The sequence below is a fragment of the Shewanella sp. Iso12 genome (assembly GCF_012030025.1).
Taxonomy (GTDB): domain Bacteria; phylum Pseudomonadota; class Gammaproteobacteria; order Enterobacterales; family Shewanellaceae; genus Shewanella; species Shewanella algae.
Genome location: NZ_JAAUHW010000010.1, coordinates 126,444 through 149,774, shown reverse-complemented (window position 1 = coordinate 149,774; position 23,331 = coordinate 126,444). Strand labels below are relative to the sequence as shown.

Annotated in this window: 19 protein-coding genes; 11 read left to right on the top strand and 8 right to left on the bottom strand. The window is 51.2% G+C overall.

All coding sequences use genetic code 11. The annotated features are described in order from the left end of the window. Positions 1–2 precede the first annotated feature (2 nt). From HCX89_RS16385 to HCX89_RS16350, 8 genes are all read left to right on the top strand, one after another. Positions 3–866: a type II secretion system F family protein gene (locus HCX89_RS16385; RefSeq protein WP_044733386.1), complete on the top strand. Its 864-nt coding sequence runs from the start codon at positions 3–5 to the stop codon at positions 864–866. A 2-nt stretch (positions 867–868) separates the two neighbouring features. Continuing rightward, complete coding sequence (locus HCX89_RS16380; protein WP_107111716.1) at positions 869–1,216, top strand: DUF192 domain-containing protein; 348 nt, start codon at positions 869–871, stop codon at positions 1,214–1,216. After that, entirely contained in the window at positions 1,201–1,668 is a 468-nt protein-coding gene (locus HCX89_RS16375) for a tetratricopeptide repeat protein (RefSeq protein ID WP_025010629.1), read from the top strand. Before HCX89_RS16380 ends, HCX89_RS16375 begins: the two co-directional genes overlap by 16 nt. Beyond that, positions 1,665–2,345 carry a TadE family protein gene (locus HCX89_RS16370; RefSeq protein WP_254428400.1) on the top strand — a complete coding sequence of 227 codons (681 nt, stop codon included), beginning with the start codon at positions 1,665–1,667 and terminating at the stop codon, positions 2,343–2,345. Before HCX89_RS16375 ends, HCX89_RS16370 begins: the two co-directional genes overlap by 4 nt. Positions 2,346–2,411: 66 nt before the next feature. Next, the gene (locus tag HCX89_RS16365; RefSeq protein WP_167716709.1) at positions 2,412–6,404 is read left to right on the top strand and encodes an IPT/TIG domain-containing protein; all 3,993 of its coding nucleotides are present in this window, start codon (positions 2,412–2,414) and stop codon (positions 6,402–6,404) included. A 49-nt stretch (positions 6,405–6,453) separates the two neighbouring features. After that, positions 6,454–6,867: a hypothetical protein gene (locus HCX89_RS16360; protein WP_025010627.1), complete on the top strand. Its 414-nt coding sequence runs from the start codon at positions 6,454–6,456 to the stop codon at positions 6,865–6,867. A 36-nt stretch (positions 6,868–6,903) separates the two neighbouring features. Further along, positions 6,904–8,643, top strand: a complete 1,740-nt coding sequence (locus HCX89_RS16355; RefSeq protein ID WP_167716707.1) for a hypothetical protein — start codon at positions 6,904–6,906, stop codon at positions 8,641–8,643. Between the two features lie 20 nt (positions 8,644–8,663). Next, positions 8,664–9,005, top strand: a complete 342-nt coding sequence (locus tag HCX89_RS16350) for a DUF5713 family protein (RefSeq protein WP_025010624.1) — start codon at positions 8,664–8,666, stop codon at positions 9,003–9,005. A 62-nt stretch (positions 9,006–9,067) separates the two neighbouring features. On the opposite strand, the gene urdA is transcribed toward HCX89_RS16350, so the two are convergent. The 5 genes from urdA to HCX89_RS16325 all read right to left on the bottom strand — a co-directional run bounded on the left by urdA (position 9,068) and on the right by HCX89_RS16325 (position 14,526). Next, complete coding sequence (urdA, locus tag HCX89_RS16345; RefSeq protein ID WP_025010623.1) at positions 9,068–10,822, bottom strand: urocanate reductase; 1,755 nt, start codon at positions 10,820–10,822, stop codon at positions 9,068–9,070. Positions 10,823–10,864: 42 nt separating this feature from the next. Then, complete coding sequence (locus HCX89_RS16340; RefSeq protein ID WP_167716705.1) at positions 10,865–11,629, bottom strand: outer membrane protein OmpK; 765 nt, start codon at positions 11,627–11,629, stop codon at positions 10,865–10,867. A gap of 278 nt (positions 11,630–11,907) precedes the next feature. Further along, positions 11,908–13,119, bottom strand: coding sequence for a HAMP domain-containing sensor histidine kinase (locus tag HCX89_RS16335; RefSeq protein WP_044733390.1), 1,212 nt, complete (start codon positions 13,117–13,119; stop codon positions 11,908–11,910). A 2-nt stretch (positions 13,120–13,121) separates the two neighbouring features. Next, positions 13,122–13,784 (bottom strand): response regulator transcription factor, encoded by a 663-nt coding sequence (locus HCX89_RS16330; RefSeq protein WP_025010621.1) that lies wholly within the window; start codon positions 13,782–13,784, stop codon positions 13,122–13,124. Between the two features lies 1 nt (position 13,785). After that, complete coding sequence (locus HCX89_RS16325; RefSeq protein ID WP_025010620.1) at positions 13,786–14,526, bottom strand: helix-turn-helix transcriptional regulator; 741 nt, start codon at positions 14,524–14,526, stop codon at positions 13,786–13,788. 343 nt (positions 14,527–14,869) lie between these two features. On the opposite strand from HCX89_RS16325, the gene HCX89_RS16320 reads away from it, so the two are divergent. Beyond that, positions 14,870–15,565: a hypothetical protein gene (locus tag HCX89_RS16320; RefSeq protein WP_101060204.1), complete on the top strand. Its 696-nt coding sequence runs from the start codon at positions 14,870–14,872 to the stop codon at positions 15,563–15,565. A 67-nt stretch (positions 15,566–15,632) separates the two neighbouring features. On the opposite strand, the gene hutH is transcribed toward HCX89_RS16320, so the two are convergent. Continuing rightward, positions 15,633–17,285 carry a histidine ammonia-lyase gene (gene hutH / locus HCX89_RS16315; protein WP_123115477.1) on the bottom strand — a complete coding sequence of 551 codons (1,653 nt, stop codon included), beginning with the start codon at positions 17,283–17,285 and terminating at the stop codon, positions 15,633–15,635. Between the two features lie 443 nt (positions 17,286–17,728). Between hutH and HCX89_RS16310 the strand changes: the two genes are divergently transcribed. After that, on the top strand, positions 17,729–19,549 hold the full coding sequence (locus HCX89_RS16310; protein WP_167716703.1) for a M14 family metallopeptidase: 1,821 nt from the start codon (positions 17,729–17,731) through the stop codon (positions 19,547–19,549). 32 nt (positions 19,550–19,581) lie between these two features. Then, positions 19,582–19,998 carry a GFA family protein gene (locus HCX89_RS16305; RefSeq protein WP_144438542.1) on the top strand — a complete coding sequence of 139 codons (417 nt, stop codon included), beginning with the start codon at positions 19,582–19,584 and terminating at the stop codon, positions 19,996–19,998. A 75-nt stretch (positions 19,999–20,073) separates the two neighbouring features. On the opposite strand, the gene HCX89_RS16300 is transcribed toward HCX89_RS16305, so the two are convergent. Together HCX89_RS16300 and HCX89_RS16295 are read right to left on the bottom strand one after the other, a co-directional pair. Next, entirely contained in the window at positions 20,074–21,411 is a 1,338-nt protein-coding gene (locus HCX89_RS16300; protein ID WP_025010617.1) for a coproporphyrinogen III oxidase family protein, read from the bottom strand. Between the two features lie 257 nt (positions 21,412–21,668). Further along, entirely contained in the window at positions 21,669–23,255 is a 1,587-nt protein-coding gene (locus HCX89_RS16295) for a methyl-accepting chemotaxis protein (RefSeq protein ID WP_025010616.1), read from the bottom strand. Positions 23,256–23,331: the final 76 nt, after the last annotated feature.

The following is a 23,331-nucleotide window of genomic DNA, read 5'->3' as shown; positions in this document are numbered from 1 at the left end:
TCATGGTTAATCTGATCATCCTCTGCTACGCCTGTGCTTTGGGCTTCACCATTATCAGTTGCGCAAGGATTTATCGCCGGGTTCCTCCCGATAACAGGGAGTTCATGGATCCGCTTTCACCTGGGTTAAAAATAATTTGGCCACTGGTGCAAGTATTGGCTTTCTACATCAGTGAGAAGCTCAGTGTCGACTATCTGGAACGGGTTTCCAAGAAACTACAGATATCCGGCCTGTCATACATCATGAGCGCCGAGCAATACTTCGCCATCAGGATCCTCAGCACGCTATTTGCAGTGGGACTGATGCTGGCAGCAACCGCGATGCTGGGAGAGGTCAACAGCCGCTACCTGCTCTTTGCTGCCATTGTTGGTTATTTCCTCCCCGTGATGACACTGAACGATCTGCGTAAGAAGCGTCAGCTAGACATTGTTAAAGTGCTGCCTGTGTATCTGGACTATCTGACCATGTCCATCGAAGCCGGTTTGAATATGACTGGTGCGCTGACCCAAGCGGTTGAACGCGGTCCAGAAGGGCCTTTAAAAATTGAAATTGAAAAGGTTATCCGCGATATGCGCGCCGGGATGTCCAGAGCTCAGTCTTTTAGGAATATGGCCGAACGGGTACAAATAACCGAAATCAACAGCTTGGTAAGTGCCTTGGCTCAAGCAGAAAGAACCGGAGCAAGCCTGGGTAAAACACTTAGAATTCAAGCAGACCAGCGCCGAGTAGAACGTTTCCAACGTGCCGAAAAGAAAGCCCTGGAGGCTCCAGTAAAGCTGGTATTCCCACTCATAGTGTTCATCTTCCCTGTCACCTTCATGATTCTTCTTTTCCCGATAGTTATGAAGTTTATGTACGAGCTATGAAGATGGAAACCAAGACACTTATTACAGCCTCAGGCTATGAATTAGGGCAAGTGTTTCTGGCCAACAATCCCTGGCTGCGTCTAAGAGGGTTACTGGGAAGGCCAAAATTAACACCTGCTCAGGGAATGTTAATCAGCCCCTGCAGCTCGGTACACACTATAGGAATGCGTTATCCGCTGGACATAGTGTATCTGGATGCCCAGCACACAGTCCTCAAAGTGGTTTCCGAACTCAAACCCTGGCGCAGCAGTTTTTGCCATGGCGCCCATCACACACTTGAGCTGGTAAATGGAACAGCAGCCAAGGCCCAAATCCATGAAGGAGAAACACTCAGATGGAAAAGTTCCTAATCACGCTTATGTGCACCCTGATGTTGATTATGCAAGGGTGCGCTTCTCAAACACAGCACCAGGGCAACCAGGCTATCATGGAGATACAAGCCAGAGCTGAACATGCCTACAAGCTGGCGATGATGGATCAGGCTGAAAGTCTGTACCTCGAAGTGTTGAGATCTGTTCCCAATTACGCTCCCGGTTGGTTTCGTCTGGGCAACATCTATACCCGAACCGGACGTCAAGATGCTGCCATAGCGGCCTATCAACGTTGCATTGAGCTTGAGCCAGACAATCAAAAAGCTTGGTATAACATGAGCCTGGTACGCTTGAAACAATCTGCTCAGGTATTGGAAATAGCCCAACAGCATGGTGACACTAGTTCTGTGGTTCATAGGCAAATAAAAGCGTTGCTCCAAGCCATCTACGAACTGCAACGTGAACCCAGCCCGGAGCAGGCCGCGAGATGAAACGGTTAACATCGCAAACAGGCCAAGCGATGATGGAGTTTAACCTCGCTCTGCCCTTTCTGATGCCACTGGTATTGGTTGCCATGATGTTGCTCGTTCAATGGGGATTTATCTATTCCGCCAAGAGCACCTTGGATGCTGCAACCGTCAAAGCCGTGCACTCAGGAGCCCTCAATCACGGTAGTTTGAGTGCCATACGTAAAGGGCTGAGCGAAGGTATGATGCCCCTTTACAATCAGGATCCCAGCCTGACAGGTACCTTGGGAGCGTTAGCCAAAGCCAGGATTGCGGTGACAACCCAAGCCAAGATAACCATTCTCAGCCCGGATAAGAAGGTCTTCGATCGCTTTAAAGTAAGGTCCACCTACCAGGGCAAGAGCCTCTATGAAATCCCCAACAATAACCTTATGTACCGTAATCCGGCGTTACAAAACCTTGGGAATAACCGACAACTGAACATCCAGGATGCGAATCTTCTACAAATAGAAGTTCGCTGGTGCCAAAAGTTAATCGTTCCCTTTGCCAACTATGTACTCAGAGAGATTGTCAGTTCGCCACTATACATGCCCAGCAAGGAGCAACTGGAGTGCAATCTGCTCAGCCGAGCTACCGGGGATATTTATCTTGCTATGGTCTCTGATGGCCTTATGCGTATGCAAACTCCTTTCAGGATGTAACCAACACTTATAGGGAAGTAAATCATGTCCAAAAAAACTTACCTGGCTCTGCTGATAGCCGGGATAATGCTGACCGGTGGTTGTAATGGTGAGCTAGAGCCAGATGAAGGCCCGGGTCAGGAAGTTCCAACTGACCCAACAGATCCAACCGACCCGACGGATCCAACTGACCCAGACCCGGTTGATCCACCCAGCCATGAAGGTAGCTGGGAAATACGTGATGAGGACAATGACGGTATTCTGGATGAGAGGGATGATTACCCTTTTGATCCAACAAAACATCAATTTCCTCAAATTATTGAGCAAGAACCCAACGATAACCCCTCAATCGCAACCCAGGCAGGAATGGCTCCCCCATTTACGGTGCGAGGAGCCATTTCTCAAAAATCAGACAATGGCGATCTGTTTTCCTTTGAAGGAGAAGCCGGTCAATTCTATACCTTGATGCTCAGCTATGAGGATCCGGATTTCAAACCCAATATCTACTTTTCTGATGCTCAGGGTAATGCACTCAACTTTGGTGAGTTGGAAATAGATCCTGTGCTCAAGAAAGTCGCTATCAGCGTTGAAATTCTTAAAGATGGCCTTTATCACATTGGCATCAACGATATTAACTTTGATGGCCGTCCTAGCTTCAGCTACAGCGCCCGTATTTTTGCTGATCGTGACAGTGATGGAGTTTATGACCAGCAAGAACTGGCATTGGGCATGGATCCAGAGAGTGATGACTCAGACCAAGATGGTATACCCGATACTCTGGAGTATCTGTATGGTTTAGCAGCCGATGACTTTGATCCAGATGGCGATGGTATTCCCAACTGGTATGACACAGATAGTGATGGTGATGGCCTGAGTGATGGATTTGAGGGTGGCGCCGATGCAGACGGCGATGGCCAGGGGAACTTCCTCGATTTGGATTCCGATGGCAATGGCATCGCTGATGCCATTGAGGCCGGCGACAATCCCAAGCACCCTTTGGACAGAGATCTTGATGGAGTCCCTGATTTTCTGGACTTGGACGATGACAATGATGGCGTCCTGGATATCAATGATCAGGACAGGCTGACCGCCGTCAGTATCAGCTCCGTAGCTATCCTGGGGCAGGCCTATACAGTCCATAACGATACCAAAGTCAGGTTTTTCCGCGAAGGCGATACACTGAACGTAGAATTGGATTCTCCCTTATCTGCCGGTCAACACTTTTTGGTTATCACCCGGGAAGGCTTACCTCCAATCAACTTACCTTTAACTCAAGCCTCAGGTCTTATCACTACAGTACTGCCCAAAGGTGCCAGTGAAGTTTTTGTCTCTGATGGTGCTCTGCGCACCAATGCGAGAGCTTTGAAACTTCAGCCTGCAGGCACCCCGGTTATCAGCACAGCCGGCGCAGTGATGCTTGACGAAAACGCCCAGGTGACTCTCTATGGTGACAGCCTAAATGGCAATATCACAGTGACAGCCAATGGAATACCTTTGGAGGTCATTTCAAATACAGCCCATTCTGCGAGAGTGAACGTCCCAACAGGACTTGTCGACGGTACGCTGCAAATCAACAACGCCCAGGGACAGAGCAACCAAGTACAATACTATGTACTCAAAGAAGCAGAAGTTAGCCTCACCTCTGTAGGCGGTGTTGATCCCTTAGGTGTACGTGTAGAAACACTGCTGAATACCACAACGACACTGGATTACAACGGTCGGGCAAACATTAAAGTCTTTAAGAATCGGCTGACTCCTGTCACAGCCTTTGTTCCTACTGCAGATAATAGTCAGGGATATGTTTATCTAAACAGTTACTTGTTACCAGGCGAACAACAACTGACATTGGATATAAACAGTACGACTTTTAAGTACGTGCTGGACTTTATTGGCGTTGACAAGATCCCACAGGCTTCGTTGGCTAATTTTCGCGACACCATAGTGACTTATCCTGAGTTCATAGAACTGCAGGAACACTTCGCTGGCATGCTGCAAAGTTCTCCAATGGCACTGGAGCAATTATCTCAAGCAACAAACCTGTTGCTAATAAGCAACAGCAACAAGATATATCAGCGCTATAGTCAGAACCAGGTTGGCAACACAGCCAAAGCCCAGTCATTCAATGCTTCTCCAATGGCTATGGCCATGGTCAAGCGAGCTTCAGCAACCGGAAGCATTAAACCAAACATCACCAATTATGGTACGGCTTACTTTGACTATAGTCTTGCGGCCACTAACTTCCTCGATAATTGGCTACCGTCGGATCCAAGCTGTCCCAATAACAGCGAGATCACCAAAGAACAGAAAAACAAACTCCAGTACGATGGCTGCTCAGAGCTGCAAAATCGTACCCGGCTTTATTTGAGTACCATGATTATCCCTCTGGGTGAAAATGGACAGTATGATGAGTCCAAGCTGGATAGTCCGCTGCGCAAGCACGCTCAATCAGCTTGGGATGGCAATATAATAGGACCGCAATCTGGAACATACTTTGGTCTGGAGTTTTGGTCCAAAGATCAGTACTACAATGTTTGTCCCTATCAAGATTGCCTTTACCAAGTTCTCGCTCCGGGTGTAGATACTCCTTTGGGGCCTTCACCATTTAGCTTTCGTAATCAGTCTGCCTATGATGAGGCCAACCTCAAAGCTCGCCAATACTTGGCAATTCGCACCGTCATAGACGGTATCTTGCTTAAGTTTTTTGACCTTATTTTAATCGGGGTAGGTTATGAACCGGCAGGATTCGACCCCGTGGTCATCACCAAGTTAGTGATCCAGTACTCACCCAAGCTGATAGAGGAAACTGAAAAACTTTATAAGGATGACAATGTTACTGGAACTGACCTTGCCAACTTCCTGGAACAGCTTGCGATAGAATTCTATAAAAATGAAATAGAAGTCTTCTACGATCCTGCCAATAGAGGCAAATTGGGCCCCATCACTACAGCAGTGCTGCAAAGTATGGGAGTAAAGCCCGAAGACCTGGCAGCCTTGGCAGCCGGAGCCGCGTTACGCAAATGGGCTCCTTTTATTGGCCAAATGGAAGCGATAAAAACTGGCGCCCAGGTAGCAGACATACTGATCGACCAGCTCAAGACCATTACAGATATGGTCGGCGTACCGGTGAAGTCTGACTTTACCCTCACTTGGGGGATGCAAATTGTCGACATAGACCCTGCCATTATGAAAGCCGAGCCTATAGACAAGCCGTTGTCTATCATCGGCACAGGGTTTGGCATTAACGAACGTTGGTATTGGTTTGATGAAGAACCCTTAACCGAACTGAAAGATGAGGGCAACAATGCTTATGAAGAGCGTGAATATGAATCTGTCTCCGAGGATGGCACTCTGCTGAAAATAAGCGTTCCAGGCTCTATGTTGAAAAACGCTGTCGGTCCTATCGCCGTTGCTGTTGAGCACAGAGGGCAGCGCGCTGAGTCACCTGTAAAAATCAAGATTGGTGATGGCCTTGAGATCATACGTTTGAAAGCAAGTAGCGGCCAACCCGGTGACTTAGTCGTCATCGAAGGCTTGGGATTCAGCCAAACCAAAGCAGATAATAGAGTCACATTCGCCGGTAAGAATGGTGAACGTATCGTTGCCTTTATCAACAAGGTCGAGCCAGGGAAACTAACGGTGAAAGTCCCCAATAATGTTGTCTCGGGTAATGTCACTGTGGAAGTAGATAACGAGCTCAGCAATGGACTCAAGTTTGAAGTACCCCATCTACTGGAAATCACTTTCGGTGATAACGGCAACTTCAACGACGATATCTTTAAACTGGTTGTCGATGATAAAGTACTGACCGATGGCAGTAGCCCGCAACGCCAGGTTGGCCCCTTATCAATACCGCTTACCTCAGGCACCCACACAGTAAAACTGGTAGGGATCCGGGCTGAAGATGAGATAGGCACCTATTACATCCAGTTTGAAGGCGATGTTCTCTCTGTCTCGGGGGATGAATTGGAAGGCCGTGACCTATTGAAAGATAGCGTCAAACAATTCCAGGTCGAAGTCGGAACTCCCCAACAGAAGGCTCGTAGTCAATATCAGCCGTTGCGCAATCTGCAGCAGGAATAAAATCAAGGGAAGAGCCGTAAGGCTCTTCCCTGTTTCAAGGAGTTGAATAATGAAAATTCCATTTGCATATCTTTCACTTGGAGTAACCCTTTTCACGCTGCCAGTGGCGGCCAAACCAAATGAGAAGCTGACTCAACAGTGCTTGGATAGTTTTGAAATCATCAAAAACCAGGATGTACAAGCCTTTGTGGCACTAATGCCCTACGAAGCGAGTGCCAAGGAACAAGAGCATGCAGCCCAAATACTGGCCCGTTCACACAAGCGTTGGTATCAAGATAAGACTCTCGGCACCATTACGCCCCAAGATGTGAGTTACAGCGAACCCAGCAAAAGCAAGCAACAGAAAGGTGCGCTTCAGGAAGCGCGGGTTAAGCTACTGATAGAAGGAGAAAACTACCGTTCTTCTGTCAGCTGCAAATTTCTCCAAACCGATAAAGGCTGGTTTCTTTCCAAGTTGCCTTAACCCGTTTTGACGAACTTAACTCAAGGATGAATCAATATGCGTAAACTTTCCCTCCTGTCGGTAGCACTCAGTGCTACGCTGCTCTCTGCCTGTGGCGGCTCCGATTCAGATGACAATCAACCACCTGTTACGACTGATATTAGTGCTCAGGGCCAGGTTAGTTATTTGGGTGCTGTGCCGGGGGCCGATGTCTGCGCCGATCTCAATCGTAACCTGTCTTGCGATGCTGATGAGCCCACAACAACTACCGACAACGATGGCAAGTATCAGCTCGATTGGCGCAGCGATGACCCAACGCCCGACTATTATCTGCTGGCCAGCTGGTTACCGCAGGCCAGTGACAATACCTCAGCCAAACAGCAACACAACAAGCAGAGTGTCGCTGCCCAGACTGCTGATGACGGCAGCCTGGTACTCTTTGCCCTGAACCAGCATACGGGTGCCATCAACCTAGTGACCCATTTGGAATTCAGTCGTTTACAGCAGATGTTGCAAGCGGGCATTGGTGATGCCCAGCGCGATAACCTGCTTCAGGAACTCAGGCAGCTATATTCCCAGCTGTTCGCCCCGGAGAGCGAGAACCCTTACCAGCTTGCTGCCGAAGTCACAGCTGCGCCGGCCTTTGCCGAGGCATTTTTGTTACTGCAGCACATTCACGCTTTGACTGAAGCTCAGATAGAAAAGCTACTCGGTGAAGGCAATCATGAGGCCATTCTGGCGGCCGAGCAGACCCTCGCCATGACCCTGAATGAGCTGCGACAGTTGATCGCCGCCAGTGGTCAAACAGCGGCGACATTCCTGGCCACAGATCCCCAAGAGGTGCGTAACAAGGTAAACAACGCCATGGTTGCCCTGGGTTACCTGGAACCTCTTGATGACAAAACCATGAACGACAATGATTGGGTGATAGTACTCAATGGCTTGATGGAAGATGATGAGCAAGCTCATCTGCTTGATCTGGGGCTGACTGGCGGAGCGGAGGTGTTCACCCTGCAATATGGCGACCCCTCCAAGTTTCTGACCGGAAGTGTCAACCAAGGCAAGGTTCTGGCCCAGGATGTCACTCTGGGAGATGAGGTCGCCAACGAGTGCTGGAATACTCAAATGGAGCGCTGGATAAATGCCGATCGCAAGGATCAGGGCTATAGCCCAAGCGCGCCGGTTATCGAAGGCAATCAACTACATACCTTCTATGATGGTACTCAGGTACCAATCACTATGCAGGTGGACAAGTACCAGGCCGGCGCCGAAGACTGGCAAACCTTGCTGGCAGGTACCCCGGCCGCGCTGCAGTTGGCCAAGCTAGAATGGCCTGGGCAGGTTTACCGCATCTGGACGGCGCAGCAAGCCGATGTAATGTGCCGGAATGAAGAGTTTGTTTCCTGGGAGATGCCGGTTGCCAACGCCGAAGATCTCGACTCCAGGGCGCTGATTACCCTCTTCTGGCCTATAGCAACAGAGGATGAAATTACCCTGGATGGCGAGCAGCGTTTCACGCTGAACTTTGGCGATACCCCTGAAAGCTACGAGTGGCAGCTAATCCAAAGCCCGAGTGGTGCGCCTTTGTTGCAGATCACAGAGCTGCTGGACAATCCAGAGCTGGCCGACAAGGTTCTGCCCAGCCAATATCTGATCCAAGGTGACCAACTCATTGAAGTGAATATTTACCGCGCCTTTGATTTCGATGCCGGCAGGCAGCAATTGCGACTCACCTACGAGCAAAGCTTCAGCGATTCCCTGTATCAACATCTGAAACAACTGGCGCAGGCCAATTGAGCAAGTAATGAGGAAGACTAATGTCTGTTACCAACCCCGTCATCCAGCAGCGGCAATTGTTGGCACCTATGTATCTGGACGGCTATTTTCCGGATTTTCTGGTTGATAAACTCAAAGGCGTATTGCTGCAACTGTGCAGCGAGATAGAAGCCCTTAAGCCCGAGGATGAAGGCGCCTTGCTGCAACTGACTCACGCCGCTACCCTGGCCATCAATGAGCTGCAAGATGAGTTTGAAGCCAACGGCAGTGAACTGGAGACAGTCGCCCGGGATTGCCTCGCCGATGAGTTTTACATCATCAGCCGTGCTTATGGCTTCGACAGTCTGGATATCGAACAAGCCATCTCCCCCAGAGATTGGTGATAAAAAAACGGCCCTTGCGGGCCGTTTTTGTCTTCAGGGGAGATTATGAGTAGCTCGGAGGCTTAGTTGGCGGCAGCCTGCTGACCGGCGATACGGCCAAAGACAATGATGTCTGTATAGGCGTTGCCACCCAGGCGGTTGGTACCGTGAGTCAAACCTGTCACTTCACCGGCGGCAAACAGACCTGGGATCACCTTGCCTTGTTCATTCAGTACGTGGGTCTTGGTATCTGTTACCAAACCACCCATGGTGTGGTGTACTGATGGCGTGGCTTTCAGGATCCAATATGGGCCCTTGCTCAAGTCCACCAGCCCGGCTCTGTGATTGAAGGCTTCATCCTTACCGGTTTTCGCATAGTGGTTCACATCTTTGATGGTCTTCTTGAGGTTTTCCAGCGGAATGTTGAACACCTTGGCGGCTTCTTCAATGCTGTTCACTTCATACATCAGACCACGGCTGGTGAAGTCTTTGTATTCACCTTGGTGCATACCAATGGTACCGGCCACATCGTCGATGTCCTTGTTCCACAGCACATAGGTGTAACGACCGGGTTGTTCCAGAATCGCATGGGAGATCACATCGCGACGTTCCAGCTCTTCCACAAAGCGCTCACCGTTTTGGTTGACCAGAATCGCACCGAAGAAACGGGAGTCGGCGATCAGGGCAATGGCGCCAGTCTCTGGGTTACAGATAGGATAGGTTTGGATATAGCCCAGGTTGCGGGTGTCGGCGTGGATCTTCTCACCCATGACAATACCGTCACCTGTGCCACCTGCAATACCCGTAGTACCGTAACGCTCATCCAGCTCTGGGTTGTATTGCTTACGCATAGCCACGTTGGCAGAGAAGCCACCGGTAGCTACCACAACACCGCGCTTGGCATGATAAGTGATCTTCTTGCCGTTTTTGGTCGCTTCAACACCGACGACCCGACCATTGTTGTCCATCAGCAGACGCTCGGCGGTAGTGTTGGTGTGAATAGGCAGACCGACTTCTTCGGCTTTCTTGGCAAATTTGCCAATCACTTCGGCACCCGTGTGTCCTTTGGGGATCAGGGCGCGCTTGACGCTGTGACCACCAAACTGGAACAGCTGGTTGGGATAGTACTCAACCTTGACATAGTCACGCAGCCATTCGGCGGCATCGACGGCATTGTCTACCATCACCTTGACCATCTCAGGATCACCCTTGAAGTCGCCCCCTTTGAGTGTGTCCTGGATAAACAGCTCTTTGGAGTCAGTAATTCCCATGCTCTTCTGTACCCAGCTACCGGCTACGTTCATCTCGGCGCCGGAGATCAGCGAGTTACCACCTATGATAGGCATCTTTTCAATGATGACGGCAGAAGCACCGGCTTCCATGGCCTCCAGACCGGCACTGAAACCGGCACCACCTGAACCTATCACAACCACATCATAGGTGTATTCGGCCGGAGTCAGGGCTTCACCATGCTTGGCGGTGGCCGTGGCGGCAACCAGAGTCACACCTGCGGCTTCAACACTGGCAGCCACGGCTTTTTTGAGGGCATTGGAAGTCACGGTCGCACCGGAAACCCCGTCAACATCTACAGAGTTGTTGTCTATGATCGCCTGTTTCACATCTTTGAATGCGGCGGCGGCCAACACAGGGTTTTCTTTCTGCTTCAGCACATCGATAGCCACAATACGGCCATCCTGAATGCTGGTTTCTACCTGGATCTCACCATGCTTGCCCTGGGCAGTCCCCTGACTCTTGATGATCTCATGGGTCACCTGACAGCCGGTAATCACCACGGCAGTGGATACGGCCACGCCCAAAACGGATTTGTTCAACTGCATATTCAGTTCCTGTCGATTAAAAAAGGGAGCCTGGCTCCATTGTTAAAACTGGTATCCAAAAGCCAACCCATACTCGATACCGTCGTTGTACTGTGCACCCCAACTGTCGTACTGAGTCAGGTGCAACTTGCCGTAGAAGGCATCGGTAAATTGGGTCTGCCAACCCAGAATGATCTGGTGCCCATAGCTGTCGTAACTGAACAGCTTTTGGTGGTCTTCATCCCTGTCTATCTGCGCTTCGTAGTTGACGGACAAGTTGTGCTTCAATCCGGCAAAACTCAGCGGGTATTTGGCATTGAGCACCAGGGCATAACCTGAAATGTCATTGAAGTTCTCATCTGTTGGTGAGAAATGACCAAAGGTATAGTTGAAACCAACCCCGTAGTTCAGCGCCAAATCGCCAAACTTACTGTTGTGCGTAACCCCCAGATACAGGTTGTCTTCGACCAGAGTCTCACTGGCAGAGATAAAGTTCTGGGCCCAAAAGTTAAAACCGCTTTCACCCAGCTTATGCTCTATGATTGCCAATGATTTTAAAGTGGTTTTACCATCTTCATTCTTCTGGTTTTCCGCGACTTCACCCGGGTTTTCCAGCTTGATATTGGCGAAATAACTGCCCCAATCGGCCAAACCCAAATGATTCAGCTTGAGAAAGGGTTGGTTAAAGACGCCAGGGTTATCATCCTTGGTATCACTGGTATAAAACTTATAACCAAGATCCAGACTTGTTTTGGTTACATCGGCCTGCACATTGGCAGAAAATGTCATAGCCAGTGCCACCCCACTCAACAACCATTTTGAGCTCATAATATTTCCTCAGACAAATACAATGCCAAGTAATTGAAAACTTTAAACACATGAATTGGACGAGAAAATAATAATTAATTGCCACCAATAGCAGCTGTGATCTTGGTCGATTACAATCCTTAAAAAAATAAACTCTGTGGTTTAAGGAAGTAGATAACAGGAGACCACAAGTTAAGTGAAAATTCCGTCAAACAAATTAAAAAGAGACAGACCAAGCTATCTCTTTTTAAAATATTAATAGCCAATCTATAAATATAAGCCTAAGCTCACACTTTCCTTTAATCTGTAATTTCTATCTCGGCAATAAACATCTGCGGTGGCCGATATTCCTTGAACTGCCAACCCAGCTGTTTCGCCAGTCGCTTGACCAACATCAGCCCCAGACCAAAACCTCCCATGCCATCCTGTAAGCTTGAGTTGCTGACTCGGATGCACTTGCCCCGCTGCTCCACCTTGACTTCGCCGGTGCCATGCTCGAGCGCATTGCGCAGCAGATTATTGAGCATGATGCACAGAGGCTCTTTCAGCACCAGTAGTTGGGTATCGTCACAATCCAATTGAATAACCCCCTGCTTGCCCTGGGCGTGCTCCTGCTCAGTTGCCAGCTGCCGCAACAACTCGGCCGGAGCCAAGCGCTGTTTTTCCAGCCTGGTGCTGCTCTTGTTGGTGAGCCACAACAGGGTTTCTATGATGGACTTCATCTGCGCCGTCGCCTGGCTGGCAGCCAGTACTGGCCCGGTCAACTTGCCCTTTTGCAAGGTGAGCAGCTCAAAGGATGACTGGCAGATAGCCACAGGAGTGCGCAGTTCGTGGCTGGCAAAACGCAGGAAGTTGAGTTCCCGCTGCTGGGCCTTTTGTAGCTGCTGCAGCGAAGTATTGAGCGCATCCACTATCGATTGCAGCTCGGCATAGCCTTGTTTGGGAAAACTGAAGCCATTCATGCTTTGCCAGTCGTGCTGTTTGATCGCCTGACTGATTTTGTGCACCGGGGTGATCACTTGCTTTTGCATATGAAACGCCAGGCTGGCCACCACCCCGAAGGTCATCACTATCAGCAATAAAATGGCGGTCATGTTCTTGGGCGCAAAAACAAGATCATGGGTGGCATCATAATGCAGCCACAGATACAGCGGCTGGCCTGAAGCCGTGTAATGCACACTCAGGGCATCGATATAGGGGCCATCAAGATGCTGATAACGAATACCCGTTTCTGCAGTGGGAGGCTGAAAGTCATTGATGGCTTTGATCTTATCCGGCACCCGCTGCCAGTCGGCAAACACGCTGATGTTGTCGGTATCCAGCTCTGTGCTGCCCTGAAGGAATACCGCTTCAGCCGCCTGCCCTGCGTTACGCAGAGTGATCTCATGCATGGAAAACATGCCGGTGCACATCATGCAAAGGGGGATGATGCTATTGATGGCCAGAGTGACCGCCAGAAAAATAAGCCCGTAAATTTGATAGCTGCGCTTGAGGCTGAACTTGGGCATCATCTTCAGTCACTCCTCAGGCAGAGTCCTACCCCGCGAATGGTGTGGATCAGTTGACTGTCGAACGGCTTATCCACCACCCGCCGCAACAGATGCAGATGGCTGCGCAGGCTGTCGCTGTCAGGTGGGCAGTCGGGCCAGAGCATACGCTCTATCTCTTCCCGCTCCACGGTTTCCGGGCTGCGGCGAGCCAGCAAGGCCAGTATCTGCCAGCCGGTGCGGCTCAGGGACAACAACTGCCCTTGGCGATAGGCCTCGTGTTTGCCAAAGTCCATCTCCAGCTCACCCAGTTGTAATCTTGGTGGTGCCGGACGGCGCTGAGCCACGACTCTTAGGCGGGCCACCAGCTCCTCCATGGCGAAGGGTTTGATCAGATAATCATCGGCGCCGGCATCGAAGCCGCTCAACCTATCATCCAAACCGCTGCGGGCGGTCAGCATGATCACCGGCGTGGTCATACACTGGGCCTTCCAGCCCTGGCATGCTCGAACACCGTCCCCGTCGGGCAAGTTGAGATCCAGCACCACCACATCGAAATGCTGCTGTCTCAGCAGTTCATTGGCCTGAGCCAGGGTTTCGGCATAGTCACATTCAATGCCTTTTATCGCCAGGTACTGAATAATATTGTTTGCCAACAGACGATTATCTTCGACCAGCAGAATTAACATGTCAGATCAACTCAAATTGATGGGCCAGATGGATCAGATTTGCCCTGTTGCTGGCACCCAGTTTCTTGCGCATTGACTCCATATGGTATTCAACCCCACGAACACTAATGTGCAGTCGATCAGAGATCTCATGATTTTGTAGTCCGGTTGCGGCCATTCGCAGCACTTTTCTGGCATTGGCCTTGAAGATCCGGCTCTGCAGAAAGGGGTTGAACCTCTGTCTGTCATGTTCAAACAGCAGACTTTGCACCAAGATCAAGGTCTGCTGTACCCGTTCCGGATCCGGCTCGGGACGGCCCGATGCCAGCAATATGAAACGACCAAACCAGGTCGGGTTGGCATAGCTGGGGACAGGAAAGCTCAGAACAGTGTCGTAACCATGTTTGGCAAACAGAGTTTTTACCGGGTCGTGCTCTTGCCAGCGATACCGCCAGGCTTTATCTGCGCTTAAAGACTCGGCAAAGTTACTGTCGCTGCGGGCAAAATGTTCCAGATAATACTGTTGCAGGGTCGCTATCCTACCGGAGGAAGCCAGTGAGGCTATTGGCCTTCGCAGCCACACAGGGGCGAACAAGCCTTGATTTTCCGGGTGTTCCAAATACTCCCTGGCATTGCTTGGCAGCCCCTGAAACCAGAACCCCTGGAACCCCAGCCTGGCGATCAGCGGGCCGACGGTTTGCAGTACTTGTCTGAAACTGCTCTGTGCTTCCGTGAGTGCAGCCTGATTCAATACTGTACTCATGCGATTACTCCTCAAGAATAAGAATCAAAGCCAACATAACTCAGGCTACGAATTGAACAAAGACAGTTGAAACAGATATTTAGAATAGGCTGCAAAAATGTAACCCCATGTAAAAACTACGGAGTTTTTGACGTTATTTTCACGTCACCTCCACTATGCTGATAAGGCCAGCTTCGAGCCGCTGTTTATAGCGCATGCCTGCCGCCAATGGCAGCGATAGTGGCCTCGAGCTCACTGAACCCCTGTCTGTTTGCTGTTGAATTTCCGAACAATGAAACCGTTGACCCTGAAAGCCAAGGCTGTTAATTATATTCGTACTCAGTAAAGTATAAGGATATACAAGATGAACAAATGGATATTATTAGCATGCTTTTCAGCAGGTTATACTTCATCTACCGCAATCGCAGAACCTGTCTCGGGTACGCTGCAACGCATTGAAGCCCATGCGGAATATTTTGGCTTTCAAGATCCGCAAGCCTACCTTCACTTCTCCGCCGAACTGAACCGGCTGATGGCCGGTGACAAGACACTGGGCGAGCCGATACTGTCTTCAACCACTTACAGCCAAACTCTGGGGGCCGGAATGGCCTTCTCGGCTCTTTCCAGTCAGCAACGAAGCGAACTCAGGGAGCTGGTTCAGGCGCGTAGAGCCAATATGGCCAAGAGCCTGGGGGTGAGCGAAGCGGCGCTGCAACAGAGGGTTGCGCAATATGCTGCCTATTCACGGCTGAATGCCAGGCTGCATGAGATCCCCATTGCCAAGGTAGTTCAAAACGCCTCACTCAGTGACAGCCCCAGACATCTGGAACTCAGTACAGAACAGCTGGCTGAATTGGGAGAGCCAGACTCACCGATAGCCCAGTTGGCCATTACTCAACTGGCGGCGCAGGCAGGTGTGCCCCAATTCACTCCGTTCGTGGTGCACTTCAGCGCCCGCGGTTCAGAGCAGAGATTTATCTACAATGACTTCTCCGGAGCCTGGAGCATTTCCGCCGAGACGGTGTGTCCAAGCCGCGAATGTGGCTCGAAAACCCAGTGAGCAAAGGCTATTCCCGATTCCCTAAACAAAGAGCCCCGGTGGTTAATCCTACCGGGGCTTGGTTTCCTTAGAACTTCATCAGGAACTGAGTCGAGGCCTCGACATCCGGGGTAAACAACCTGTCCTTGTCGTAGTAAGCCACCTGTTTGCGCAGCGCCTTTAACAGTTGCTCATTCTGGGGTGACAACTGCCTGTGGTTCACTTTCTTCTGCAGATCCATCGCCTGGGCCACCTGCATCAGCTCAAAACCATAGATGCGTGCCACGCCATCCACCACCTTGCTGAGGTTCTTGCCGGCCTGGAAGTAGTTGCTGAAGTTATCCTCGATACCGCCTTGGTTGGCTATACCATAGAAGGATACGGGATTGGCCGCATGGGCTATCTCGACAAACAGGGCGGTGAAGCCATTCTGCAGGGTATAGAAAGCCTGACCATTGGCATCATCAGGGTCGACCAAGGCTCTTGGCAAACCCGTGAAGTAAGGGTCAATCAACTTGATCTGGCGATTACTGGAGTATTTGCCCAACTGCGCCATGGCATTGATAAAGGCCTCGGTCTGGGACGCCAATTGGATGGTATCGAAGTTGGCCGAGGAGTTAATCGCCCCAGATACCGTCCCTTGGGTAAAATACTGTGCCACTTGAGGGGCATCGGCGTAACGTCCGGGTTTGGCATTGATGTAAACCGTAGGATTATCATCAGAGCTGTTAATCTGAATATTCACCAAGGTTTCCAACTGCTGCAACTGCGACATGGCATGGGCCACAGGCCAGTGAGCACCACGATAGGATAGCGCATCCTGCAACGGCCGCTTCTCGTCACGCTGGAATAGATATCCCCCCTCCAGATTGGCCAAAATCTCTTGACCTACCTTCTCGACATTCGGCATAGGTCTGGCCGCCAGGGTATGAGGTAGCAGAGGGCTGATATTGCCGTTGATCCCCTCAAGGGCCGCGGCAATGAGTCTGGGAGAGAATTGAATGATCTGGCGGGCATCACCAATGGCGTTGACCACCTGTGCCGTTGCCAGGGCGTTGTTGGACAGAATCGAGAGTGAGTCCTTGCCAAAGGGCACCAGCGGCTTGATCCCGGCCTGCTTCATCGCCTTGGCGGCAGACATCCGCTGGCCTTTGTAGAACACATCCCACTCGCCCATCATGGCGGCGCCTATGTGTGAGGCCAACAGGATATCACTCAACCCCACAGAGCCATCTTCCGGCACCACGGGGATAATGTCTTCGTTGATAAACTCCTGGTAAATGCGGGCCACGTCCGGCTGCACACCCACATGCCCCGTGGCTATCTGATTCAGGCGAATCGTCATCGCCATTTTCACGGTTTCCGGCGCTATGGGTTGGCCACTGGCCGCCGAGTGGGTAAACAGCATATTGCGGTTAAAATCTTCCGACAGTTTGCGGGCTTCGGCACTCAAAGAACCGTCTTTACCAAATACCGGGGTATCCTTGTTCTTGCCCACCCCAACGGTGAGCCCGTATACGGGAGTGCCTTTACGGGCAGAATCTATCAGGAGTTCATGGCTTGCATGAATTGTCTTTTGCGCTTCTTTGCTGAGAGCCACCTGCACTTGTTTATCTTTCAGCTGCAGTAGCTGCTCTATCTTGAGTGACTGACCATCCAGGGTAATCACCTCTGCCGCAGAAGCGCACCCCAGGGGTAAAGCCACTGCCGAAACTATCAATATATTGGATAAGCCTCTCATCAACACTGTTCTCCAAGAATAAAACGACTTAATCAGAACTTATTAATGTGAACGCCAAAAGCACTATTGATAATTTAAATGGCTGCCACATTAAAGCACTACTTTACTTATATAAGTTATTTATCCAGCAGCTAATAAAAACTGGTATAAATATAAAATTCTTTTTTAATTAACTCAGTTAGGAAATTACAACACAGAAAATAACTTAAAAAGCGAGATTGGGTATTTATTCAGACTGGATTGCAAATATGTAAATTACTGCCCTTGAGTGCCGTTTTTTGACATTACTTTGACAAAACAAAATTTAGGGAGGTGCAGTTTGCTTTCATTGCTATAACCACAACAGAAAGGGAGAGTCACTCCGGGTGACTTGCAGGGCTCGGCAAATTGGTGAAAGATAGAGCGCTTCAACAATAACAATTATCCTGTACCCGGAGCCTTTCATGCGCATGCTGTCCCTGCTCTGGCTCGCTGTCGCGACGTTACCTGGCGCCGCTCTTGCCGAACCAGCCACCCAAGCCAACACCTATATCAATGATGCCATTTTGCCGCCGCTCAAACCCTGGAGTGGTGCCAGCGAGGCCTTAATGCGTGCAGCCGACGACGGCTGGGCCACACCTTTTGAGCAATCCGGCGGTATTGAAAGCCCAAGTTATCAGCAGACCTTTGCCTGGCTGGATAGGCTGATGACCCAAAGCAACAAGCTTAACAAGGTGAGCCTGGGCAAGAGCCCCCAGGGGCGGGATATCTGGATGATAGTGGCCAGCGCCGAAGGTGCTGCCACCCCGGCACAGCTGAGACGTAACCACAAGCCCAATGTTCTGGTGCAAGCCGGGATCCACTCGGGTGAAATTGACGGCAAAGATGCCGGCATGATGTTATTGCGGGATATCATAGTCGGCGACAAGGCCGGGCTGTTGGAACAGGTCAACCTGCTGTTTGTGCCGATTTTCAGTGTCGATGCGCACGAGCGCTCCAGCCAAAGCAACCGGGTTAACCAACGCGGCCCTCTGAACATGGGCTGGCGAACCACCAGCCAAAACATCAACCTCAATCGTGACTACGCCAAGGCCGACAGCATGGAGATGCAACACATGCTGACCGCCATCAACGACTGGCAGCCGCAGCTGTATATCGATGTGCATGTCACCGACGGTATCGACTACCAATATGATGTGACCTTTGGTTACAACCTGTCTCAGGGGCTGAGCCCCGCCGGCTACAACTGGCTGCAGCAGGAATATCGCCCGGCGATAGAACAGGCGCTGACCCAGGCAGGTCATATCCCGGGGCCTCTGGTCTTCGCCTTGGACAATACCGATTTGAGCAAGGGCATGTCACTGTGGAATGCCTCGGCCCGCTACTCCAACGGTTACGGCGATGCCAGACACCTGCCGACCATATTGATTGAAAACCATAGCCTCAAGCCGTTTCGGCAACGGGTACTGGGCACTTATGTGATGCTGGAGCAAACCCTTAAGACTGTGGGGGCCAAAGCGACCAAGCTGCGCGCAGCGATAGAGAAAGACAAGTACCGCTATCCACGGCTGGTGACCCTGACCTGGAAGTCACAAAAGCAGCAGCAGGGCTGGGATTTCAAAGGCATAGACTATCAACTGGAACAGAGCCCTATTTCGGGCAAACAAGTGGTGCGCTGGACCGGTGAGCCCAAGCTTTATCCCAACCTGCCGGTAATAGGCAACACAGAGGCGGATATCCGGGTCAGCCGCCCGGCCGCTTACTATATTCCGCCCCAGTGGCAGGAGGCGATTGCCAAGCTATCGCTGCACGGCATTCGTATGAGCCGCCTGGAGCAACCTCAAACACTGAAGCTGCAACAGTATCGCCTCAGCGAACCCCAGTTTGCCGCCAGTGACTATGAAGGCCGCCAGAGAGTCAGTGCCAAAGCCAAACTGGAAAAGGTTGAACTCACCTTGCCCACCGGTACCGTCAAAATAAGCACTGAGCAGCCGCTTGGCGATCTGGCGATGATACTGCTGGAGCCGCAATCGCCCGACTCACTGCTGCAGTGGGGCCTGTTCAACACCATATTCACCCGCACCGAGTATATTGAGGACTACGCGGTTGAACCTTTGGCACAACAGATGCTGGCCAACTCCAAAGCGCTCCAGGCCGAATTTGACCAGGCGCTCAAAGACCCGGCCTTTGCCGCAGATGCCAAGGCTAGGTTGCGTTGGTTCTACGAGCGCAGCCCTTACTATGACAAGGCTTACCAGGCTTATCCCGTTTATCGCGCCAGATAGGCCCTGACAATAAGCTATCCAGGAGTCGAGCGATGAAGCAGCAGGATGAGTTACAGGGAGGCTGCCTATGCGGCGCCATACGTTATCGCCTCGAGGGTGAACCGTTCGATGCCGACCACTGTTACTGCAGTCAATGCCGTAAGAGCACAGGGGCTGTAGTGGGCAGTTGGATGGACTTCAAACTGGAGCAACTCACTTGGCAGGGTGAAGCCGTGCGGGAATACGCCTCTTCGGCCAAGATCCGCCGCGGCTTTTGCCCAAACTGTGGCACCAGCCTGAGTTATCGCAGTCTCGACCATCCCGAATTTATCAGCTTGAGTATTGCTTCTTTGGATGACCCAGACAGGGTGGCACCCAGATATCATATCTACTGCGCCGACAAACCCGCCTGGCTGGAGATTAGCGACGACTACCCCCGTTATCCCGGTAATCGCAGTCAAGGCGACTAGCCGACGGCAGAAGCGTTATTGCGCAATAAAAAATCCGCCCTGTGGCGGATTTTTTGTCATTCATTGAACCAAAGATTACATATCACAAGGCTTCAGCGGCTTACGCAGCTGCGCCCGGACATTATCCATACCGGCATAAAACTCTTTCATCATCAGCAGGCCCATCATCTTGCCGTTGTCTGTAATGATCAGCTCATCCGGGTTGCTGGGATCATTCTTGATGGCGCCAATCAGCTTCATCGAGCTCATCTCTTTGAACAGGGCCGTGTCCAGATTAACGCCGAAGGTGTCGCGGAAATATTTGCGCGACAGACGACCGGAGAACATCCCCAGCAGGAAACGATACTGCATCACATCTTTCTTGCTGTACTGCTTTTGCTGCTCAACACCCATCTTGCCGCTGGCGATCCGCTCCTGATACTTGCGCAGCGAGAAAGTATTCACATGCAGGGTATCGTTGAGGAAACTGAATGAGCCTGAACCCACACCCAAGTATTCGTCGTAATCGATAACGTACTCGTCAAAGCCCTCATCGTTGGCCTTACCAAAGGCCCAGGCCGACAACTGGTTGTACTGGCCATTGAGGGTATTGAGGATCATCCGGTACTGGTTGGCCATATCGGCCTGAGGCGCAGCCAGTTTCCCTTTGACGCTCTTGCGGGTCTGGTGGGTGATCATCAGGGGATAAGTGGTGATCTGACGCGGATCCAGTCTGGAAGCCATATCCAAGTCATGCTGGATCACTTCGTCTGTCTGACCGCGGAAACCGAAGATCAAATCGACATTGATAATAGGAAACAGCTCTTTGGCAGCCATGATCTTGTCGAATGTTTGCTGGCCGGTGCCAAACTTTTCCAACCTGTCTGTCATCTTGAGGATGTCATCATTAAAGCTCTGCACCCCGATGGACATGCGGTCAACCAATCCCTTGAGCTGTTTAAAGCCCGGGCTGTCCAAGTGTTGGGGATCCGATTCACAGGAGACTTCCTTGATGGAAGGGAACAGGGTCTTGGCATACTCGATAGTGCGCGCCAGTTCATCTTCCAGCACAGTCGTAGTGCCGCCGCCTATGTACATGGACTCGAAGTCATAGCCCAACTGCTTGACCATATCCATCTCTTTACGCAGCGCCACAAAATAGGCACGAGCCTTGTCTTCCTTGAACAGGAAGCGGTGGAAGGTACAGTAAGAGCAAAGCGTGTGGCAGAAAGGCACATGGGCATAGAGCATGTATTTCTTGCCCTCTACCGGAGCCGGCATCACATCAGCAGAAATAGTGTCCAGCCTCAGGTTCTTGTCAACATAGTACTGCATCACCCGCTCCATGGCCCCCAGCATCCAGTTGGGTACTGTGATATTGGCTTGGTATGGAGTGACCAGTTGGCGATCGAGAGTTTGGATAATTGATGACATAAGGCTTCCTGTTAGTTTTGCTAATCCTTAGATACCACAAACAGTTAGGTGATTTCCAAGGTACTGCCAGCTGTTTGTAGACTACCTCCTGCACAGGAGTCAAAACGTGAACTGGCTAGAAGTTAACAATACCTATCAGTATCGAGAGTGGCGTTTTGTTAAGCAGATCATGTTTTAGCATTAACGGATGAAAAATCAACCTTTCGAGGGGTGCCTTTACACCAGGCAGCAAAAAGGGGTCCGCAGACCCCTTATTTTCAGCTGAGCTTAAACTGTCTGACCACACTGGAGAGCTGATCTTTGGCAGCGGCCAGTGCCGCGGTGCTGCCGAGTGTCGCCTTGCCACTCTGATTCAGCTCTTCCACCATTTCGCGAATGACACTGAGGTTGCGGGTAATCTCTTCAGAAACCGAGCTCTGCTCTTCGGCAGCCGTGGCTATCTGGCTACTGAGGCCATTGATATCAAATACATGCTCGGTCAGCCCCTGCAAACTTTCGGCCACCAGAGTCGTGGTATCGGCCGTTGCCTGACAGCTCTGGCGGGTACGATTCATGGCGTTCACCGCCGAATCGGCTCCCTGACGCAGCTGTTCCAACATATTGTTGATCTCTGAAGTGCTGGCCTGGGTGCGTGCCGCCAACGCCCTGACTTCGTCTGCCACCACGGCAAAGCCACGTCCCTGCTCACCGGCTCGGGCCGCTTCGATGGCCGCATTCAGCGCCAGCAGGTTGGTTTGCTCGGCAATCTCACCTATCACATCCAGCACACCGGCAATTCTACGGGTGCTTTCATCCATCTCGGCAATGGTCTGGGAGGCACTGTCGACTTCGCTGACCAGCGCCATCACATTGTTGGAAGCCTGTTCGACCGCCTGACGGGACTCATCCCCTTGAGCTCTGGCCTTATCGGTCAACTGTGCGGCGGAGGCAGCATCGTTGGCAACCCCTTGAGCGGTAGCGCTCATCTCTTCAACCGCGGTGACAACCTGGTCGGTTTCCAAGGCGTGGGCCTGCAATGCCGCCGAGTTGGACTCAGACTGAACATTGAGCTCACCGACCTGCTGCGCCATATGTTCCGAGGCTTGGGCGATTTCACGGATCATGACTTGTAATCTGTCGCTGAGCTGATCCAGATCGGCCGCCAGAGTGCAGAGTTCATTCTTGCCCTGGATCCCTATCTTGTGGGTCAGGTCGCCGACCGCCAGCTTGGCGACAGATTGTTGGATCCGGCTGACAATGGCCACCAGATGGCGGCTCATAAGGAGTGCCATCAGCAAGGAAGCCACTATGGCAAACAGGATCAGACCGAGCAGAATAGCTTCGGCATTATCCACCTCGGAAACCGTCATCTGCCCCAATTCCTGGTTACGCTCGGTTATCTGCGCCACCAGCAGATTGATCTCGGCACTCACCTCAGGGCCCAGATCTCGTCTTACCGGAGTGAGAACCGGCTCTGTGCCGGTTCGCTCGGCCAGCGCCAGCTCATCGAAATAGAGACGGGTGTATCTGTCGATTCCAGGTTTGAGAACGGCGATTCGCGCACCACCATTCTTCATAAAGGCAGTGTCGAATTTACTCAGGCGGGCTATCAGGTCATGCACTCTGTCTTGATGCTGGCGTACCCCTTGAGTGTTGTGCACCAGGGAAGCCAGTCGCAGTTGATAGAACTCTTCACGGATCCCGGCGAAAGTCTCGGTCAGATTGTTGTTGTTCACCAGACGTTCGCTGACGTCATTGAGTTGGAAAAAAGCACGATAAGCAAAGATGCCGATCACTATCAGTAGCACACTGGACAGCAAAGACGGCAGCATGGATAACACACTGGTTCTGGTATTGTTGATCATGATGGTATCTGATTGAATGAAGAAAAAGACTCGTAACTTTGTTACGTTTGTAGAACCATTTTACATATTGGTGATT

What these genes read in the sequence shown, in the direction of transcription:
- HCX89_RS16365 (WP_167716709.1), top strand. Translation starts at nt 2,412, where the DNA reads ATGCTGACCGGTGGTTGTAATGGTGAGCTAGAGCCAGATGAAGGCCCG.
- HCX89_RS16370 (WP_254428400.1), top strand. Translation starts at nt 1,665, where the DNA reads ATGAAACGGTTAACATCGCAAACAGGCCAAGCGATGATGGAGTTTAAC.
- HCX89_RS16325 (WP_025010620.1), bottom strand. Translation starts at nt 14,526, where the DNA reads ATGAGTACAGTATTGAATCAGGCTGCACTCACGGAAGCACAGAGCAGT.
- HCX89_RS16330 (WP_025010621.1), bottom strand. Translation starts at nt 13,784, where the DNA reads ATGTTAATTCTGCTGGTCGAAGATAATCGTCTGTTGGCAAACAATATT.
- urdA (WP_025010623.1), bottom strand. Translation starts at nt 10,822, where the DNA reads ATGCAGTTGAACAAATCCGTTTTGGGCGTGGCCGTATCCACTGCCGTG.
- HCX89_RS16300 (WP_025010617.1), bottom strand. Translation starts at nt 21,411, where the DNA reads ATGTCATCAATTATCCAAACTCTCGATCGCCAACTGGTCACTCCATAC.
- hutH (WP_123115477.1), bottom strand. Translation starts at nt 17,285, where the DNA reads ATGAGAGGCTTATCCAATATATTGATAGTTTCGGCAGTGGCTTTACCC.
- HCX89_RS16305 (WP_144438542.1), top strand. Translation starts at nt 19,582, where the DNA reads ATGAAGCAGCAGGATGAGTTACAGGGAGGCTGCCTATGCGGCGCCATA.
- HCX89_RS16350 (WP_025010624.1), top strand. Translation starts at nt 8,664, where the DNA reads ATGTCTGTTACCAACCCCGTCATCCAGCAGCGGCAATTGTTGGCACCT.
- HCX89_RS16385 (WP_044733386.1), top strand. Translation starts at nt 3, where the DNA reads ATGGTTAATCTGATCATCCTCTGCTACGCCTGTGCTTTGGGCTTCACC.
- HCX89_RS16295 (WP_025010616.1), bottom strand. Translation starts at nt 23,255, where the DNA reads ATGATCAACAATACCAGAACCAGTGTGTTATCCATGCTGCCGTCTTTG.
- HCX89_RS16340 (WP_167716705.1), bottom strand. Translation starts at nt 11,629, where the DNA reads ATGAGCTCAAAATGGTTGTTGAGTGGGGTGGCACTGGCTATGACATTT.
- HCX89_RS16375 (WP_025010629.1), top strand. Translation starts at nt 1,201, where the DNA reads ATGGAAAAGTTCCTAATCACGCTTATGTGCACCCTGATGTTGATTATG.
- HCX89_RS16320 (WP_101060204.1), top strand. Translation starts at nt 14,870, where the DNA reads ATGAACAAATGGATATTATTAGCATGCTTTTCAGCAGGTTATACTTCA.
- HCX89_RS16380 (WP_107111716.1), top strand. Translation starts at nt 869, where the DNA reads ATGGAAACCAAGACACTTATTACAGCCTCAGGCTATGAATTAGGGCAA.
- HCX89_RS16355 (WP_167716707.1), top strand. Translation starts at nt 6,904, where the DNA reads ATGCGTAAACTTTCCCTCCTGTCGGTAGCACTCAGTGCTACGCTGCTC.
- HCX89_RS16360 (WP_025010627.1), top strand. Translation starts at nt 6,454, where the DNA reads ATGAAAATTCCATTTGCATATCTTTCACTTGGAGTAACCCTTTTCACG.
- HCX89_RS16335 (WP_044733390.1), bottom strand. Translation starts at nt 13,119, where the DNA reads ATGATGCCCAAGTTCAGCCTCAAGCGCAGCTATCAAATTTACGGGCTT.
- HCX89_RS16310 (WP_167716703.1), top strand. Translation starts at nt 17,729, where the DNA reads ATGCGCATGCTGTCCCTGCTCTGGCTCGCTGTCGCGACGTTACCTGGC.